General features: G+C 39.9%; 15 protein-coding genes and 1 riboswitch. Of the genes, 10 read left to right on the top strand and 5 right to left on the bottom strand.

Annotated elements, in window-relative coordinates:
• The first annotated feature begins 48 nt into the window (after positions 1-48).
• The 9 genes from tenA to MHI58_RS18850 all read left to right on the top strand — a co-directional run bounded on the left by tenA (position 49) and on the right by MHI58_RS18850 (position 10,287).
• The gene (gene tenA / locus MHI58_RS18890) at positions 49-735 is read left to right on the top strand and encodes a thiaminase II (protein WP_045033728.1); all 687 of its coding nucleotides are present in this window, start codon (positions 49-51) and stop codon (positions 733-735) included.
• Positions 732-1,331, top strand: coding sequence for an ECF transporter S component (locus MHI58_RS18885; protein ID WP_019743666.1), 600 nt, complete (start codon positions 732-734; stop codon positions 1,329-1,331). Before tenA ends, MHI58_RS18885 begins: the two co-directional genes overlap by 4 nt.
• A complete protein-coding gene (locus MHI58_RS18880; RefSeq protein ID WP_045033730.1) occupies positions 1,306-2,904 on the top strand; it encodes an ABC transporter ATP-binding protein in 1,599 nt (532 codons plus the stop codon). The genes MHI58_RS18885 and MHI58_RS18880 overlap by 26 nt, the downstream gene beginning before the upstream one ends.
• A complete protein-coding gene (locus tag MHI58_RS18875) occupies positions 2,894-3,628 on the top strand; it encodes an energy-coupling factor transporter transmembrane protein EcfT (protein WP_045033732.1) in 735 nt (244 codons plus the stop codon). Before MHI58_RS18880 ends, MHI58_RS18875 begins: the two co-directional genes overlap by 11 nt.
• Before the next feature lie 149 nt (positions 3,629-3,777).
• Positions 3,778-4,617 (top strand): methyl-accepting chemotaxis protein, encoded by an 840-nt coding sequence (locus MHI58_RS18870; RefSeq protein ID WP_008345693.1) that lies wholly within the window; start codon positions 3,778-3,780, stop codon positions 4,615-4,617.
• 173 nt (positions 4,618-4,790) lie between these two features.
• Entirely contained in the window at positions 4,791-5,606 is an 816-nt protein-coding gene (locus MHI58_RS18865) for a YwqG family protein (RefSeq protein ID WP_017358646.1), read from the top strand.
• A 224-nt stretch (positions 5,607-5,830) separates the two neighbouring features.
• Complete coding sequence (gene licT / locus MHI58_RS18860; RefSeq protein ID WP_017368351.1) at positions 5,831-6,664, top strand: BglG family transcription antiterminator LicT; 834 nt, start codon at positions 5,831-5,833, stop codon at positions 6,662-6,664.
• Between the two features lie 325 nt (positions 6,665-6,989).
• Positions 6,990-8,897 (top strand): beta-glucoside-specific PTS transporter subunit IIABC, encoded by a 1,908-nt coding sequence (locus MHI58_RS18855; RefSeq protein WP_041508001.1) that lies wholly within the window; start codon positions 6,990-6,992, stop codon positions 8,895-8,897.
• Positions 8,869-10,287: a glycoside hydrolase family 1 protein gene (locus MHI58_RS18850; protein ID WP_041508000.1), complete on the top strand. Its 1,419-nt coding sequence runs from the start codon at positions 8,869-8,871 to the stop codon at positions 10,285-10,287. Before MHI58_RS18855 ends, MHI58_RS18850 begins: the two co-directional genes overlap by 29 nt.
• 212 nt (positions 10,288-10,499) lie before the next feature.
• Here the strand turns inward: MHI58_RS18850 and MHI58_RS18845 are convergent, their stop codons facing one another.
• Entirely contained in the window at positions 10,500-10,754 is a 255-nt protein-coding gene (locus MHI58_RS18845) for a hypothetical protein (RefSeq protein WP_041507999.1), read from the bottom strand.
• Positions 10,755-10,869: 115 nt separating this feature from the next.
• Positions 10,870-11,859, bottom strand: coding sequence for a GNAT family N-acetyltransferase (locus tag MHI58_RS18840; RefSeq protein WP_045033734.1), 990 nt, complete (start codon positions 11,857-11,859; stop codon positions 10,870-10,872).
• An 861-nt stretch (positions 11,860-12,720) separates the two neighbouring features.
• On the opposite strand from MHI58_RS18840, the gene MHI58_RS18835 reads away from it, so the two are divergent.
• Positions 12,721-13,332, top strand: a complete 612-nt coding sequence (locus MHI58_RS18835) for a cupin domain-containing protein (RefSeq protein WP_231101345.1) — start codon at positions 12,721-12,723, stop codon at positions 13,330-13,332.
• A 142-nt stretch (positions 13,333-13,474) separates the two neighbouring features.
• On the opposite strand, the gene MHI58_RS18830 is transcribed toward MHI58_RS18835, so the two are convergent.
• From MHI58_RS18830 to MHI58_RS18820, 3 genes are all read right to left on the bottom strand, one after another.
• The gene (locus MHI58_RS18830; protein WP_045033736.1) at positions 13,475-14,596 is read right to left on the bottom strand and encodes a 5-methyltetrahydropteroyltriglutamate--homocysteine S-methyltransferase; all 1,122 of its coding nucleotides are present in this window, start codon (positions 14,594-14,596) and stop codon (positions 13,475-13,477) included.
• Positions 14,597-14,683: 87 nt separating this feature from the next.
• Positions 14,684-14,796: riboswitch (SAM riboswitch) on the bottom strand.
• 81 nt (positions 14,797-14,877) lie between these two features.
• Positions 14,878-16,197 (bottom strand): gluconate:H+ symporter, encoded by a 1,320-nt coding sequence (locus MHI58_RS18825; RefSeq protein WP_008345676.1) that lies wholly within the window; start codon positions 16,195-16,197, stop codon positions 14,878-14,880.
• A 50-nt stretch (positions 16,198-16,247) separates the two neighbouring features.
• Positions 16,248-17,669 (bottom strand): four-carbon acid sugar kinase family protein, encoded by a 1,422-nt coding sequence (locus MHI58_RS18820; protein WP_045033738.1) that lies wholly within the window; start codon positions 17,667-17,669, stop codon positions 16,248-16,250.
• Between the last annotated feature and the right edge of the window lie 6 nt (positions 17,670-17,675).

Below are 17,675 nucleotides of genomic sequence, written 5' to 3'. Positions count from 1 at the left end.
TGGGGTGGCTTTTTCATTTATTCAACTGAAAAAGAGGAGGCTTTTTTTATGACATTTTCAACCCAATTAAGGCAAGAAGCAGAACCATTATTTGAAGCGATTTATCAGCATCCGTTTGTGAGAGGACTCGCAGCAGGAGAACTCGAAAAGGAACAGATCATTCATTATGTCAAACAGGATACAGAATATTTAAATGCCTTTATTAAAATTTATGCGGCAGCCATCAGCAGATGTACAGACAGAGAGGACATTACCTTTTTCCATCAACAAATGGCTTTTGTCCTTGATAGTGAGACACATCCTCATCAAAACCTTTGCCGAGTGGCAGGTGTCGCTTATGATGAACTGCAAGGTGCGTCTTTGGCGCCAAGTGCTCATCACTATATTCATCACATGCTGCAAGTCGCCGAGGAAGGGACGCTAGGAGAAATCATTGCGGTTTTGCTCCCTTGCCCTTGGACCTATTGGGAAATAGGCAAACGAATGCTTAAAGATGTTGAGCCCGACCCTGCCCATCCATTCTATGAGTGGATCATGTTTTATGGCGGGTTAACGGACTCTGTTACAGTGGAGCTTTGCAAACGGCTTGATCAGTGGGCGGAAGGAGCAAGTGAGAAGGAAAAGGAGAAAATGAAACAGCACTTCATCTTAAGCTGTCAGCTTGAGTATAAATTTTGGGACATGGCCTTTACTGTCGAAGAGTGGCCTGTCCGAATGGAGGTGCATTCTTCATGACATGGAAGATGAAAGAAGTCGTTCTTGCTGTCATTTTATCAGTGGCATGCGGAGTTATCTATTTAGGGTGGTCGACTCTTTATTTACCGATTACAGCCCTTGTCGGTCCAGCAGGAGGCAACATCATGTTCGGAATTTGGGTCATTGCCAGTCCAATCGTTGCTTACATTATCCAAAAGCCTGGCGCTGCCCTCATCGCAGAAACAGCTGCCGCTGCCGTGGAATTACTGACAGGCAGCCACTTCGGTCTTTCTGCGCTTTTGATTGGTGTATGCCAAGGACTTGGAGCAGAAATCGCCTTCGCTCTTTTTGGCTATAAGCGATATCGCATGTGGACACTCATGTTGTCTGGTGCCTTTGCAGCAGTAGGGGCAATGGCATATAGCCTCATTGCCAATGGATTCGGCTATTACACGCCTCAAGTGTTACTCATGACACTTGTCACTCAAGTCATCAGCGGTATGTTACTCGGCGGTTGCTTGGCAAAGGTTGTGGTGGATGCTTTATCTAAAACGGGTGTGCTGAATCAATATGCCATCATGAAAGAAAAACGAAGTAAGGGTGACCAGCATGGATTCATTTCTCGCGTGCAGTAATCTCACTGTCCGTTTTTATGAACAGCCGAATCCCGTTCTTCATCAAGTATCTCTTTCTATTCAAAAGGGGGAAAAGGTGCTGATATTAGGACCAAGTGGAAGCGGGAAATCTACGCTGATTTCTGTGCTTGCTGGCATTATTCCAGAGCATATGGAAGCTGAAGTACAGGGAGAAGTGATGCGGCAAAGGCATACTGGTGTCATGTTTCAAGACCCAGATTCGCAGTTTTGTATGCACCGAGTCAATGAAGAAATTGCGTTTAGCTTAGAGAATCGATCTGTCCCTCGTGAACAAATGGATGACATGATTCAGCATCTCATGAAAAAGGTACAGCTGGATGTCGACCCAAATACAGATATTCATACCTTATCTGGCGGAATGAAGCAGCGGTTGGCGCTTGCTTGTTTACTAGCATTAGAGCCAGATGTCCTGTTCTTTGATGAACCGACAGCACAGCTTGACCCAGCAGGAAGAATGGAGATATTTCAATTACTTCAGCAGCTTTCAGCTGAACAGAATCAGACGATGATTTTTGTGGAGCATGTGTTAGACGGTGTCATCGAGTGGATGGATCGGGTGATCTTGGTAGATCATCAAGGCTGTATCATAGCAGATGGAACGCCAAAAGACGTGATGAATACATTTGAGGGAGAAATGAAAGATGCCGGCATTTGGCGTCCGAAAATATTTCCCGAGAAATGGTCCAATGTCTTACAAAATCCGTTTCATCCACTGAGTCAAACACTCTTGCAAACCTTTGAGGCGAGAAAAGAACGTCATGAGAAATTGTCAACAACAGATCGAGAGGTCATTATTCGCACAGATCATCTACAATTAAGCTACGGGAAAAAAAGCATTATAGATGACCTGCATCTTGATATAAAAGCAGGTGATTGGGTTGCGATCATCGGTGAAAATGGAAGCGGAAAAAGTACGTTTCTTAAACATGTCATCCGTTTAGAGCCAATAAAGAAAGGTCACATTTTTTTAAAAGGAAAACACCTGAAAAAGTGGTCTGACCGAACATTATATGAAAAAGCAGGCTTTGTATTTCAAAATCCAGAACTTCAATTTATACAGGATACAGTGTTTGATGAAATCGCATTTGGTGGGAGACAGCGAAATTGGTCAGAGTCTGTGGTGCAAGAAAAAACGAATCAACTATTAGCAGAGTTCGGCCTAGAGAAGCATAGAGACGCGCATCCTTTCACCTTAAGCTTAGGACAAAAAAGAAGATTAAGTGTTGCCACGATGCTTCTTTTTGATCAGGATGTACTCATTTTAGATGAGCCGACCTTCGGGCAGGATGAGAAAACGGCGAGGGAGTTAATCCGGCGTTTAAAAGAATGTCAACGACAAGGCACCACTATTATCATGGTCACACATGATATGGAACTCGTTGATGAGTGCGCTGATCAGGTGCTTGTTTTTCATCAAGGGGAGCATGTTTATGATGGTACGCCTTTTGATTTGTTTTCTCATCAGGAACTTGTCACTTCCTGTGAGTTGAGAGTGCCGTTACATTATCGCTATATGGCTGAAAGAAAGGAAGTGATGACGATTGCAAAGTAATCACTCCTTTCTATCCACTGTAAATCCAGTCATGAAATTACTCGCCCATCTCCTTGCGATGTGCTGTCTGATGGCGATTTCTGATCCTAAAACGACGTTCATCATCTGGCTGTTTGCACTTGGAATTGGACTTGTCCTAGGCGGCTGGAATTTGAAATACCTCATCACCAGACTTGTACCTTATCTGCTCTTTTTCATTCTCGTGTTTTGGATGATGGCGGCCTTTGGCAAGGGAGATCATACAGTTTGGAAATGGGCATGGTTTCATATCACAGAGGAGAGTTTAAGAAATGGGCTGACCATTTCTTTTAGAATGCTTGGGTTTGTGACATTTGGTCTCCTTTTTACATCAACAACTGATTTGACGGCCTTTATGATGAGCTTAATCCATCAATGCCGAATGTCACCCAAATGGGCATATGGGATGCTGGCAGGCTTCCGGTTTATCCCGTTGTTTCAAAGTGAATTGAAGCAAATGAAGGCTGCACATAAAATTAGAGGCTACAAGCAAAAAAACAGCTGGAAAGCCTTTATACGTTATGCACTCCCTCTTTTCACGCAAGGCGTACGGAAATCTGAACGACTAGCCATTGCGATGGAAGCAAGAGGCTTCACAGGGACGAGGGAGAGAACGTATTATCATGTCATCAGCACTTCATGGATCGACTGCATGTATCTTTTTTTCATCGTCATCAGTGTGTTGATATGCATGTTCTTTTTTTAAAAACAGCCACATTCTCTTGATAGAATGTGGCTGTTTTATATGTCTTAGGACATTTGGTTGATATTAGTACACATTGCAGGCTGTAATAGATCATATAAAGAACCGATAAAGAGAGTGTACTGAGAAAAAGAGAGGATGAACGTGAGCGAATGTCACAGAGAATTGATAACATAATAGACGCTTTACCAATCGTTGGACTAGCTATGAGAGAGCAGCTAACCTTTTCTGTATTAGGGAAAGAGAAGGTTCTTTATTATCAGCAGCACGGGAACATTGACTTAGGGTTTAAAGCTGGGGATGTTGTAGCTCCCGGGTTCCAAAACTTTTCGATGTTGAAAAATGGGAGAGAGCCATCGTTTATCCAGATTCCTAAAGAGGTGTACGGAATTCCTATGGACATCGTCGCCGTTCCGATTAAAGATGACAATGGTCAAGTGATCGCTGCCTTCTGTGTAGCATATGACCAAACGAATCAACAACGATTAGAACACATTATGACGGAAAGTAACGATGCTTCCGAAAAACTAGTCGCGATGGTACAGCAAGTGGCTGCACATTCAGAGGAACTACAAGCGACAAGTGAACAAATTCTACAAAATACAAAAACCACTGTCGAAAATTCCTCTAAAATCAACCAAGTGTCTAATCTCATCAAAGGTATCTCTGATCAAACGAACTTACTTGGACTCAATGCATCCATTGAGGCTGCAAGAGTAGGTGAAGCAGGAGCAGGCTTTGGGGTGGTTGCTACGGAAGTGAGGAAGCTGTCTACTCACGCGAAGCAAGCAACGACTGATATTGAAACAGCGCTAAAAGATGTGCAAGGCTCTATCAAAGGAATGGAAGAAGAAATAGCACAAATCGTGGCTTCTTCTGAACATCAAGCAGAACTCGTTGGCACTTTCACAAAAATTATTGAGGGGCTGCACGAAACGAACGAAACGATGAAAACATTGGCAACAGACTTAGTGAATTATCAAGTGAAATAAATAAACGAATCACAAAACCTCCAGCCGTATCGGAGGTTTTTTAACGTGTTAAAGTGAGTTTTTTGTCATGATATTGACGGGTTTTTCACTGACAGAGAAGTTACACTTCTGTATGATAGAAAAAGAGAGACCTGTTTTGATCATTAGACCTATTCATAAGGAGGAAGACCATCTTGACACAATCAGCAAAGCTGCAAGAAGTACTTGCGCCTTACCGTCCATTGTTAGATCAAACTGAAAAACCACTGATTCAATTACAGATAAAACAAGGAAAAACAGGGCCATATGACAGCAAAATAGCAGGTGATCCTTATTTCCCAAAAAACGACGAATATCCCGTTGATGGAGAAGGCCATCCTATGAAGCTGCTGGCACAAATCAATTTCGGCCAACTGCCAAAGCTAAAAGATTACCCAGAAACAGGACTTTTGCAAGTGTTTATTTCTGTACATGATGATCTTTATGGGATGAATATTGACCAAAAAACAGAGCAAAAAGATTTTCGGATCAAATTTATTGAGGAACCTTTCTTAGCTGAAGAAGACTTATTGACTGATTTTTCATTCGTGAAAATTCCTGACGATTTTTATTTTCCAGTTACGAAGGAAGGTGCAATTACAGGTGAATTATCAAGCGAAACGATCAGTGTAGGAGATTTCCGCTTTGAAAAAGTCACAGGAAAGCAAAGCTGGGATCTATTCGAAGATGCTGTTGGTATTGATGGTGATGAAGCAGATCAATTGCTAGATGAATTTTATGAGACAGCAAGTGGTTTTGGCCATAAAGTTGGCGGATACCCAGGTTTTACACAAGAAGACCCGCGTACCTATGTAGACCAAGAACATACTGTGCTATTATTGCAAATTGACTCAGATGATGAAGTGGACATGTTGTGGGGAGATTGCGGCATTGCCAACTTTTTTATCAAACCAGAAGACCTCAAACGAAAACATTTCGAAAATGTCGTCTATAACTGGGATTGCTCCTAATTTTGTAAAAAACACTCTTTTTGAAGAGTGTTTTTTGTCTATTTTTAGCCTTTTTGCCCCTAAATCGTCATTTCTGAGAGGTAATATGTCATTCTTTCTAGTTGACCGTATCAAAAAAAAATGTAAAATCATCTTAAAGTCCTCTTTTTTGAAAATAATAATAAAATGACATATCAATCAACAATGAAATGCTCGAAAAAGCGGAATGTACTGGGGGGGATCAATTGATCATTTCGAAAGTAATCAACAATAATGTGGTCAGTGCGTATGATGACGAGCAGCATGAGCTGGTCATTATGGGCAGAGGGATTGCGTTTCAAAAGAAAAGCGGAGACCCGATTGACGAAGAACGTATCGAAAAAGTATTTTCCATTCAAAATAAAGATATATCAGAAAAATTCAAAACCCTGCTTTATGATATTCCGATCGAGTATATGCAAGTGTGTGAGGCAATTATCGATCACGCGAGAACGACCCTTAACAAAAATTTAAATGACAGCATCTATGTCACGTTAACGGATCATATTACCTTTGCTATTGAACGTCATCAAAAAGGAATGGACATTAAAAATGCCTTGCTTTGGGAAATCAAACGGCTGTACAAAGAGGAATTCATGTGTGGTGTAGAAGCGATTCGGATCATACAGGACAAGCTCAACATCCATCTTCCCGAGGATGAAGCAGGCTTTATTGCGATGCATATTGTCAATGCAGAACTGAATGAGGAAATGCCGAATGTCATTCAAATTACAAAACTGATTCAAGATATTTTGAACATCGTAAAGTATCATTTCCAAATTGATTTGGACGAAGAATCATTAAATTATTTCCGTTTTGTCACGCATTTGAAGTTTTTTGGACAGCGTCTGTTTAACGAAACACAAATGGAAAATCAAAATGAGTTTCTGTATGAAGTGGTAAAGGAAAAAAATACAGCCGCTTTTCAATGTGCGGAGAAAATTAATGACTATGTTCAAAAAGAATACAACCGAAGTCTCATAGAAGATGAGATGTTATACTTAACTTTGCACATCGATCGAGTCATAAAAAGAAAATAAATCAAAAAGAAAGCGTTGACATATCAAAATTAACATGCTAATTTATAACTATAAACTCAATAACCCACAATCTTTTAGGATTGTTACTGGTCAAGCAGGCAAAACCTAAATCATTGTCCCTATCTTTGATAAGGCGTGATTTAGGTTTTTTTGTATCTAAAGGCTTATAAAATTGAATAACGATCAATCGCTATGAAGGATTGTTACTGGTTAAGCAGGCAAAACCTAAATATCGATTAATGTCTGAATCGCTATTTTTCGGGCATTAATGGATGTTTAGGTTTTTTCTATATCAAGATGAAATCAACGATTGGAGGGTTACACAATGAACCACAAACAAACAGCAAAAGAAGTTCTAGAGCTTGTCGGCGGTGAAAAGAATGTAAAGCAAGCCACGCATTGTATGACAAGGCTCCGCTTCAACCTATACGATGAAAGCAAAGCGGATAAAGAGAAGCTGCAATCAACAGACGGCGTCATGGGCGTGAATCAAAGCGGCGGTCAATACCATGTCATTATTGGCAACGACGTATCAAACGTCTATCAAGCAATGATTGCTGATTCTGGGTTATCAGCCGATGTGAAATCAGGCGGTTCAGAAGAAGCTTCAAAACAAAATGTGATTTCTAAACTTTTCGATTTTATCTCTGGTGTCTTCACACCGATTCTTCCAGCCATCGCTGGAGCTGGTATGATCAAAGGGATCTTGGCATTAATGCTGACGTTCCAATGGATCTCAGATAAAAGCAGCACATATGCGATTTTAACAGCTATCGGAGACGGAGCCTTTTACTTCTTACCGATTCTGCTTGCTGTAAGCGTAGCCAAAAAAATTGGCACAAATCAATATATCGCCGCTGCCATTGCAGCAGCCGCACTGCACCCGCAGTTAACGGCTTTACTAGGCGCAGGAAATACAGAATTTCTAGGGCTACCAGTGGTTGCCGTTGTGTACTCTTCATCGGTGATTCCAATTCTACTCACTATCTGGCTCGGCTCATATGTTGAAAGATTCGCGGAAAAATATAGTCCGAAATCACTAAAAATCATTCTTGTTCCAACAGTTACACTTCTTGTCGTGGTACCAGTTATGCTCATCGCGGTTGGACCGCTTGGTGGTATTATCGGAAATGGCCTTTCAGGTGGAATTGATTTATTGTTCAAACATGCAGGTATTTTGGCCGGACTCTTAATCGGTGGCTTTATGTCACCATTGATCATTACGGGCATGCACTATGCACTACTTCCAATCATGATCAACAACATTACATTAAACGGTTTTGACTTCATTCTTCCAATGATGTTTGTAGCGAATATGGCACAAGCAGGCGCAGCATTCGGTGTCTTCTTAAGATCAAAAAACAAAACATTCAAATCATTGGCGATGTCTACAAGTATCACTGCGTTAATGGGTATTACTGAACCTGCTATGTATGGTGTGAACATGCGATTGAAAAAACCGTTCCTTGCAGCCCTCATTGGTGCAGCAGCAGGCGGCGTGTTCATGTCTATCTTCAAAGTAAAGTCATATGTGATATCAGGATCAGCAGGTCTTCCAGGTCTCCCAACGTTCATTGGACCGACATTTGTTTACTCCATCATTGGATTAGTGATCGGCTTTGTTGTAGCAACCATCATGACACTTGTTCTAGGGTTCAAAGATGTACCAGTGAAAGATGATACAAAAGCAGACAAACCAGAAGAAAAGAAAGACACAGTAGCGCTTCAAAATGAAGTGGTACAAAGCCCGCTTGAAGGTCAACTAAAGCCGCTCAATCAAGTAAATGATGCAACATTCTCTAATGAAATCATGGGTAAAGGAACAGCCATTGTCCCAACAGTTGGACGTGTAGTAGCACCGTTCAACGGCAAGGTTGAAACCATTTTCCAAACGAAACATGCCATTGGTTTAAAGAGTGATCAAGGCACAGAACTTCTCATCCATGTGGGGATTGATACAGTAAAACTTGGCGGTAAACATTTCATAAGTCATGTGCAGTCAGGTGATCTTGTTCAAGCAGGAGATGTGCTCGTTGAATTTGATATCGAGGGCATTCAGCAAGAAGGCTATGATGTAACAACGCCAATTATCGTCACCAACACAAATGATTATGCACAAGTTAATGCGAAAACAGATGGGGCGATTACAGTAAAAGAGACATTGCTTACAGTCAGTGTAGAAGAAAATGAGGAGGGCATTCAACATGACCAATTTAGAAAAAACATTTCCTAAAGGTTTCTTATGGGGCGGCGCAGTAGCCGCCAACCAAATTGAAGGTGCTTATAACAAAGATGGAAAAGGCTTATCAACAGCGGATGTATCACCACACGGTATTATGCACCCATTCGATGAATCAATGAAAGACCTTAACTTATATCATGATGCGATCGACTTCTATCATCGCTACAAAGAAGATATTGCCCTGTTTGCAGAAATGGGATTCAAGTGCTTCAGACTATCCATTTCTTGGCCACGTATTTTCCCAAATGGCGACGATGCGGAACCGAATGAAGCGGGCCTCGCTTTCTATGAAAAAGTATTTGATGAACTGCATAAGCATGGAATTGAGCCAGTTGTCACGATCTCTCACTATGAAATGCCACTTGCACTTGTGAAAAACTACGGCGGATGGAGAAACCGTAAGCTTGTGGGTCTTTATGAAACATACGCTAAAACATTGTTCACTCGCTTTAAAGATAAAGTGAAATATTGGATGACCTTCAATGAAATTAACGTCGTCTTACATGCTCCATTCACAGGGGGCGGCCTTGTATTTGAAGAAGGCGAAGACGAGAAGAGCATTCAATATCAAGCAGCGCATCACCAATTTGTTGCAAGTGCTCTAGCTGTTAAAGCAGGACACGAAATCATTCCAGATGCGAAAATCGGTTGTATGATTGCAGCGATGACCACATATCCGTACAGCTCAAGACCTGAAGATATGTTTGCTGCGATTGATCAAGATCGTAAAACATTGTTCTTCTCAGATGTACAGGCAAGAGGCTATTACCCTGGATACATGAAACGTTATTTCCTGGAAAATAACATCAACATTGAATTCCAAGACGGTGACGAAGACATTCTAAGAAACCATACAGTCGACTATATCGGCTTCAGCTATTATATGAGTTTTGTGACAAGTACAGATCCAGAGATTCTTGGACAAGTGACTGGTGGTAACCTATTTGAAGGCGTGAAAAACCCTTATCTAGAAGCAAGTGATTGGGGCTGGCAAATTGATCCAAAAGGACTTCGTACAACACTAAACCAACTATATGACCGCTACCAAAAACCATTGTTTATCGTAGAAAATGGATTGGGTGCTGTGGATCAAGTAGAAGAAGACGGCTCCATTCAAGACGATTACCGAATTGATTACCTCAGAAGTCATTTGCTTGAGGCAAGAGAAGCGATCGCAGACGGTGTTGATCTGATCGGCTATACAAGCTGGGGCCCAATTGATCTTGTCAGTGCATCAACAGCTGAAATGAAAAAACGCTACGGCTTCATTTATGTCGACCGTGACAATGAAGGCAACGGTACATTAGATAGAAAGAAAAAGAAAAGCTTTGATTGGTATAAACAAGTGATCGCGACAAATGGAAAGCATTTAGACGCATAAATAGAGAAAATATTGTTTGGTTTCTTTGAGAACACACGGTTTCATAAAACGATGAAAACAATTTGAATCGAGGCATTATCATTCTTTAGGTGTCACTTTGGAATGATAATGCTTTTTGTTTTATGAAAAAGACAAAATTGTACAAAAAATAAACCACACTTTAAATTTTTGTGTGGTTCAAATAAATCATATGATCTTTCGAATATATTTATTTATGCTTTTGGAGAAGAGCTTTGATCTTCAAAAAGTGGTTTTAATTCGATAATATTAAGTAATACTGATTCTTCAAGTCTTTCTTTTATATCTCTAAAGTCTTGATTATTTTGAGATAAAATATCTTTTATGGATTTGATACCATTGATTTTACTTAAAAAAGTAAACCATTCATAATCATCGCGTGAATCAACAAGGTATTCAATGCTATTATTAATAGTGATATATAATAAGTTATCCTCTTGTAAAGGCATTAAAACATCTATGTTTTCTTTTAGTATTGGAACGTGTAATGTATTAATCGTGAGAGCTTCGTCTTGGTTTAAGTTAAAAGTGAAATCGCAATAACAATCAATCTGCTTTTTATAGTCATCGTATCAACCTTTTTTCAAATTCTAATTCATCTTTGACATTTATTCCGTAATTTCCTATAGAGGGAATTGTCGGCTTAAGCATTCTTGCTTTATCAATTGCACCGATATAGATGTTTTTGAAAGAATATCCCTTCCTTTGATAAAACCTAATGGCATTTAAGTTATCATTACTAGTGATTAAATTAATAGATTGTATATTTTGTGTTTTTAGATGTTGTTCTAACTCAAAAAGCAATTTACTGCCAACCCCATGGTACTTTTCTAGAGCCTCTAAAGTCAGGATTTCTGCCTCTTCTTTGAATATTTTGTAAACTAATATTCCTACTATAGTATCTCCACGTTTAGCCAACATAATGTTTTCATTTAAAACATTATAAGTTGTCCCTTTAGACACCATAGTCGTTCCACCCCAATGTTCATTGAAAAAACATGTTAACCACGAAAAGTCTTTTGAACTTGGCTGAGTTACTGTCAATTCTTCTGAAAGAGAACATTTTTTTGAAAGCTGGATATGAGCTATTTCGTTGTCAGTCGCTTGATCCTTAGAAAAATTGATTGAGATACCTAGTTTTTCGGCGTTTATTTGAGCAAGTTTTTGTGCGTAGTTCGAAAAATCTTCAGGGTCAATACCAAAATAAAAAAAACTTTCAGGTGGATTCTTTTTGTACCACAATTTGCTACTGATGACATATTCGTTTTGTTTTGTTTCAGTTATGTTGATATCATCATATAATAGTGCTCTTCCTTCAATAAACTCTACGACAAATTCATCTAATTTGTTTTGAGTAAATAAACGGTTTTTTTCTTGAAAATATCCTATTGCACTTAATTTACTGTGAATCCAATTAATTAAATCATCCTCGTTTAGTTCATGATCTCTTGCTAGTGCCATTAGCATTGCAATGTAATTAACGATTGTTTTGCTTCTCTTAGTTGAAATGTTTTTATAGATGTTTTCTAGAATATCATCATTCAGTTTATTCATTTTACATATACAACTTCCTTTTCAATTAATTGTTTACTCAATGCTTGGAGGTCTTTGATACAAGTTTGAACATCTGTATCATATTCTTCAGCAAATTCCGTTACTATTGAAATAAAAAATAAACTCTCTTTGTCCGTCAATTCGTTCATAAAAATCAGTTGCGACTTGATTTAGGGACATGCCCGGTTCGATAATGATACCTTTTAAGTACTTTCTTGTTCATTATCAGTATTTTTCACGAAAATTGTATTATTTTCCATTGTGATTCCTCCATTCTTTTTTTCTATAACAAGGTACCAAGATTATAGCTTTGGCTCGTTTGTGTCAGGGTATGATTTAAGATTTTATTATCTTCAAAGGATATATGTATAGTTGATTTTCTTTGACAAAATCATTATATAAATAACATTCGTCATGAGTCAGCAAAGATTATACACTCCTTTCATAAAGTGTTAGGGGATGAAAAACTAGTTATTAATGTCCTCCAGCAACAACTACATTACGAATCTCAACAAGACATGGAGTTTTATTTTTTTGATGTAACATTCCTCCTGTATATGTATTAAATTCCTATTTTATATCCTAACAAAAGTGATAATAGCATGTCATTTATATTTTTTTCAATATTTAAACAATGATTTTTTGACAAATTTTATGTTTATAAAGTAATAGTGATGAGTAGATTGATGTTGCAAATAGATTGATAGTTTGTAAAAAAGAAATTGGAGAAAATACAAAAGATGGCTAGAATCATCGGTTATTTTAATCTAGGAAGGCGTTTATGGTTTTAGAGAGCTGTATATCCACTAAATTGAATTCTAAATGGTATAGGATAATCTTTTAGGCTTGCCTGAGGGAACAATGGCAAAAGCAGTATTGTACGCTGCTAAAGAATCAGCTGGATTTTCAGCACATTTTGATGCGTATTGCAATTTCATTTTTCAACTTAAAGGGAAAAAGAAATGGAAGTTGGCTGAAAATTTTAATACAGTGAATCCACTTCAACATTATGAATTAATTGAGGCTCCTCATTTGCCAGATCCATTAAAGTCGTATTGGAATGGTGATTTTCCTGATGAAAATTTATCTAATGGAAGGGAATTGATTTTGGATACGGGATCATTTTTATTTCTTCCAAGAGGTTGTTGGCATTCAACTAGTTCTTCTGAAGAAACCATTGCATTAAACTTTACCTTCGGTCAGCCAGCTTGGCTAGATCTAATTTTAATAGAATTAAGGAATCGATTGATTCAAAAAGACGAATGGAGAGAACTGGTTAATATTGATCTTTTGGATGAAAATGAACGAAAAAAGGTAGAAGAAAAATTAAAATCAATGATAAATAATTTGCCAAACGATTTTAAGGGAATTTCAGTAGGGGATATTCTTGCAAGAAAAAAAGATGACTTAGATGTATATCAATCTACACAACTTGTTGTAAGACAACTTATGAGTATAAAAGATGGTTTTTAAGAAGATAACTTATCTTCTTAACTCTACTATAGAAGTATTACGATTAAACTTCATATAATGTTGATTGAGATGACAAAAAATAAAGAACCGCCAATAAAGCGGTTCTTTATTACGATGGTAAGGTTTTTATGCAGATTTTCGCCTATTTCCACACTTGATCCGCAATCTCAATCACATGACGCAGCTTTTCCCATTGCTGCTCTTCTGTTAACAAATTGCCTTCCTCTGTTGAGGCGAATCCGCATTGTGGGCTCAAACAGATTTGGTTGATGTCCACATATTGAGCCGCTTCCTCGATTCTTCTTTTGATCTGATCAACGGGTTCAAGTTCCCCATACTTTGAAGTGACAAGACCTAGTACGATTTGAAGGTTTGGATTTTTCACATAACGCAGGGGTTCAAATCCGCCAGAACGGTCATCGTCGAATTCTAAGAAGAGACCATCCAAATCGAGACCCGCAAAAATTGTTTCTGCCGCTGCCTCGTAACCACCTTCGGCTGCCCATGTTGATTTAAAGTTACCACGGCAAATGTGCATGGTGATCACTAAATCATCTGGTCGATCGGCAACCGCTTCATTGATTGTTTTCGCAAACGATTCACGCAGTTCATCTTCCTCGCGGCCAAAAGCTTTGATTTGTTCATGTCCTTTTTCAGAAAAGAACACAGCCCAAGCTGTATCATCTAGCTGTAAGTAACGGCAGCCTGCATCATAAAAAGCACGGATGGCTTTTTTATAAGCTTGTGCCACGTCATGGTGAAAATCATCTAAGCTGTCGTACACACCTTCTTCAAGCTTTCCACGGAAAAAGAGCATATTCGGACTTGGAATCGTCATTTTAGCCGTATGATCACCCGCGATGCTGTGAAGGAAGCGATAATCCTCTAGCATTGGATGATCGGTAAAATCAATCTTACCTGTTACTTTGATGCCTCTCGCTTTTGTCGTCGTATTGTGGAATTGAATGCCTTGGTCTGCTTCAAATCCTTCGACCCCATCAAGCCCTTCTAGAAAGTCAAAATGCCACCATGCACGTCTGAATTCTCCATCTGTGACAACCTCTAATCCAATTTCTTTTTGCTTCTCTACAATACGAGTGATTTCTTCATTTTCAATTTGTCTGAGCTGTTCTGCTGTCAGTATACCGTCTGCTTTTTGCTTGCGGGCTTCTTTGATGCGTTCAGAACGAAGTAAACTCCCTACTTGATCTGCGCGAAATGGCGGCTTTGTTGTTTTCTTACCAATGGTTTGTACTTGTGTCATGCTGAATCCCTTCTTTCTTCAGGTTATAAATCAAATAAAAAAGCTCTTCCTTGGATAAGGAAGAGCATCATATACTGTGAGATCTCTGCCTTATCTTCAAACAAGCATTAGCTTGCTTAAGGAATTAGCACCATTCTGTTCCAAGGAACAGCGGTTGCCGGGTTTCACAGGGCCAGTCCCTCCACCACTCTTAATAAGGTTACCTTTGATTCAATTTTCTTAATAAACACAATTATTCAATCTTTTCGAGAAAAAGTCAATGGTTTTTCCTATTTATTTTCCTACATAAACAAATCAGCGACGAGAACACCAGCTAATCCAACAAGTGAAAGAACAGTCACCATCAATGTCCAAGTTTTAAAAGTTTGAGCCATCGACAAATTAAAGTATTCTTTGTAAATCCAGAAACCTGCATCATTCACATGAGAGAATGTTATACTGCCGGCGCCTGTTGCAATCACCATTAATTCTGGGCTGACTCCCGTCAAACCAATCAGCGGTGCAGAAATGCCAGCTGCTGTGAGACCCGCGACAGTTGCTGACCCTAAAGAGACACGAAGGACAGCTGCAATCAGCCAAGTGAGGAGCAGAGGAGACAGTGTGCTTCCTTGCATAATCCCTGCAATGTATTGATCAACGCCGCTGTCAATGAGCACCTGTTTAAAGGCGCCGCCGCCTGCAATGATCAATAGAATCATCGCAATGGAGCCAATTGAATCCGTAATCGATTTCATGACGTCCTGCATGCTCTTTCCTCTGCCAAGACCAAATGTGTAGATGGCAAGCAGCACAGAGATTAATAGGGCAATCGCCGGCTCACCTAAAAACTCAGCCGCCGGTAGCAGCGGGGAGGACGGGAAGAAAATTTCTAAACATGCTCTGAATGTCATGAGCAATACAGGTAAAATAGCGGTGAAAATACTAATGCCGAAGCTTGGCATTTCCTCTTCTGTAAATTCCTTTGGATTAAACAAGTCCTTTGGAATGTGTGCATGCAGTTGATCTTTCTTAAATAGTTTCGTAAACAAAAGTCCGCCTACTAAAACAGCAGGAATGGCTAAAATAATTCCAACCAATAAGGTTTGTCCCATGTTGGCTTGAAATACATTGGCAATGGCTGTCGGCCCTGGGTGAGGAGGGAGGAAGCCATGTGTTGTAATGAGTGCAGCGACGAGCGGCATTCCCACATACAACACAGGAAGTCTTGCGGCTTGAGCAATGGTAAAGACTAATGGAATAAGAATAATGAATCCGGTTTCATAAAATAGAGCAATTCCGATAACAAATCCAGTCAGCATCGTCGCCCATTGGATTTTCCCGATACCAAAGCGGTCGATGAGTGTCATGGCAATACGCTGAGCACCGCCAGAATCAGCCATCAATTTACCAAGCATCGCTCCAAAGCCAAGAACCAACGCCAGATGGCCGAGTGTACTTCCAAGCCCTTTTTCGACTGAAGCAATCGCTTCAAGTGGTGACATGCCTTCTAAAACGGCAACGATTAAAGAGACAATAATCAACGAAATGAAAGCGTTTAACTTAAAGACAACCATGAGTAAAAGTAATAACAAAACGCCAAGTCCGATAAAAACTAACGACATGATCTTTCCTCCTTTGTGCTGCATAAGGGAGCGTGAACGCCCCCTCTGCTTTATCCTTCAAGTATGTCTACTGCTTCTTTTAACGTATCCTTTGAGCCAACATTTCCCGGGAAAATCACATAAGCCATAAATGGGAATTTGCTCTCTTCTCCTGTTTGCCATACGGGAATACCTGGTTTGATTTGACCTGCGACGGTCGCACGTTTGACACTGAGTCCTCTTGTTCCAATATCGCTTGAGGTGATTCCACCTTTGGCAATGAGGTACTTAGGGCGAATGGAGAGGCGCTGAACAATGCTTGTCACAGCATCACTAATCTGAACAGACAGTTTCAATTCTTCCTCTTGACGATCGTCCCCAAGATCAAGCCGTTCTCTCCTTGTATAAACAGCAACCGATTGCCCGGTTGTTAAAAGCCGTTCAGTTTGTTGAATCACGCGGTCAATTTCCTCTTGAAATGCTTCAGGTTCTAACACGAGGTGTGTATCAAATTCAATAAATGCGATGTCTTTATTTTGCTGCAGCGCTCGCAATTGTTCGGTTGTTTTTTTGACATGGGAACCGACCATGATGAGGCCACCGTGCGTGCTTTCTTCCTGTATTAAGTCTTGTCTAGTTAATAGTGCTTGATCCTCAACACCGCCAAGCACTTTTGTGAGAGCTGCCGCACTTCTAAATAGAAAGTGCTGACCTGCTTTGATGGCATCTATGAGGGCAACGACAAAGACTTTGACATCGTCATAGTCCACTGCATTCACAACCACTTTTTGAAAATCCTTCACGGTCATCAGCTGATCCTTGATTTGTTCAATGCGTAAAGCCCGGATATCTTCTAAAGAAATATAAGTAGTGTTTTCCTTAGTGAACGATCCGTTTGATTTCTCTTCGATCCATTCTCCGAGGTGAGAAGATTGAAATCCGAATGTACGATCCAATGCAAATTCTGTGTCACCAGCAGGAATTAATTCGTGACCTTCCTGTACGTAGTGAATATTGCCAATCGTAAAGCGGCCGCCTTCTTTAAAAAAGGGAAGAAGGATTTCGCCGTCAAATTGGCGGGAGCTTTGCTGTTCAATGGTCGTTCTGAGAATTTCAGTCTCTAGCGGGAAGTGTCCACGCAGGGTGGAGTCCCCCCGGCTGACAATGATGAAATCTTGATCAAGCCGTTCAGCCGTTTTTACAATCGTTGATGCGATCGTTTCATGAAGAACCGCCGTTTCTTTCTCTGTCATACTGCGAGAGTTGGTTAAGATAAAGAACATACGGCTGTCTTCAAGAAAACCAGCTTCAATGCTTTTCTCTGACCAATCGGTGAAAACAGAGACGCCGTGTACGGTTTGAATGCCTGTTGGGTCATCGTCTAATACAATCACTTTATGGTGGAAATGGTTTAGTGCTTGTTCGTATGCTGATTGAATGCGGTCTGAATCCGCTTTCGGAATGGCATTTAGTAACTCAATGCTTTGTTTCATAGAACC

This window comes from Bacillus sp. FSL K6-2869, from assembly GCF_040869405.1.
Classification (GTDB): Bacteria; Bacillota; Bacilli; order Bacillales; family Bacillaceae; genus Bacillus; species Bacillus altitudinis.
Note: the sequence above shows the minus strand (reverse complement) of the source record. Positions and strands in the feature narration are given on the sequence as shown.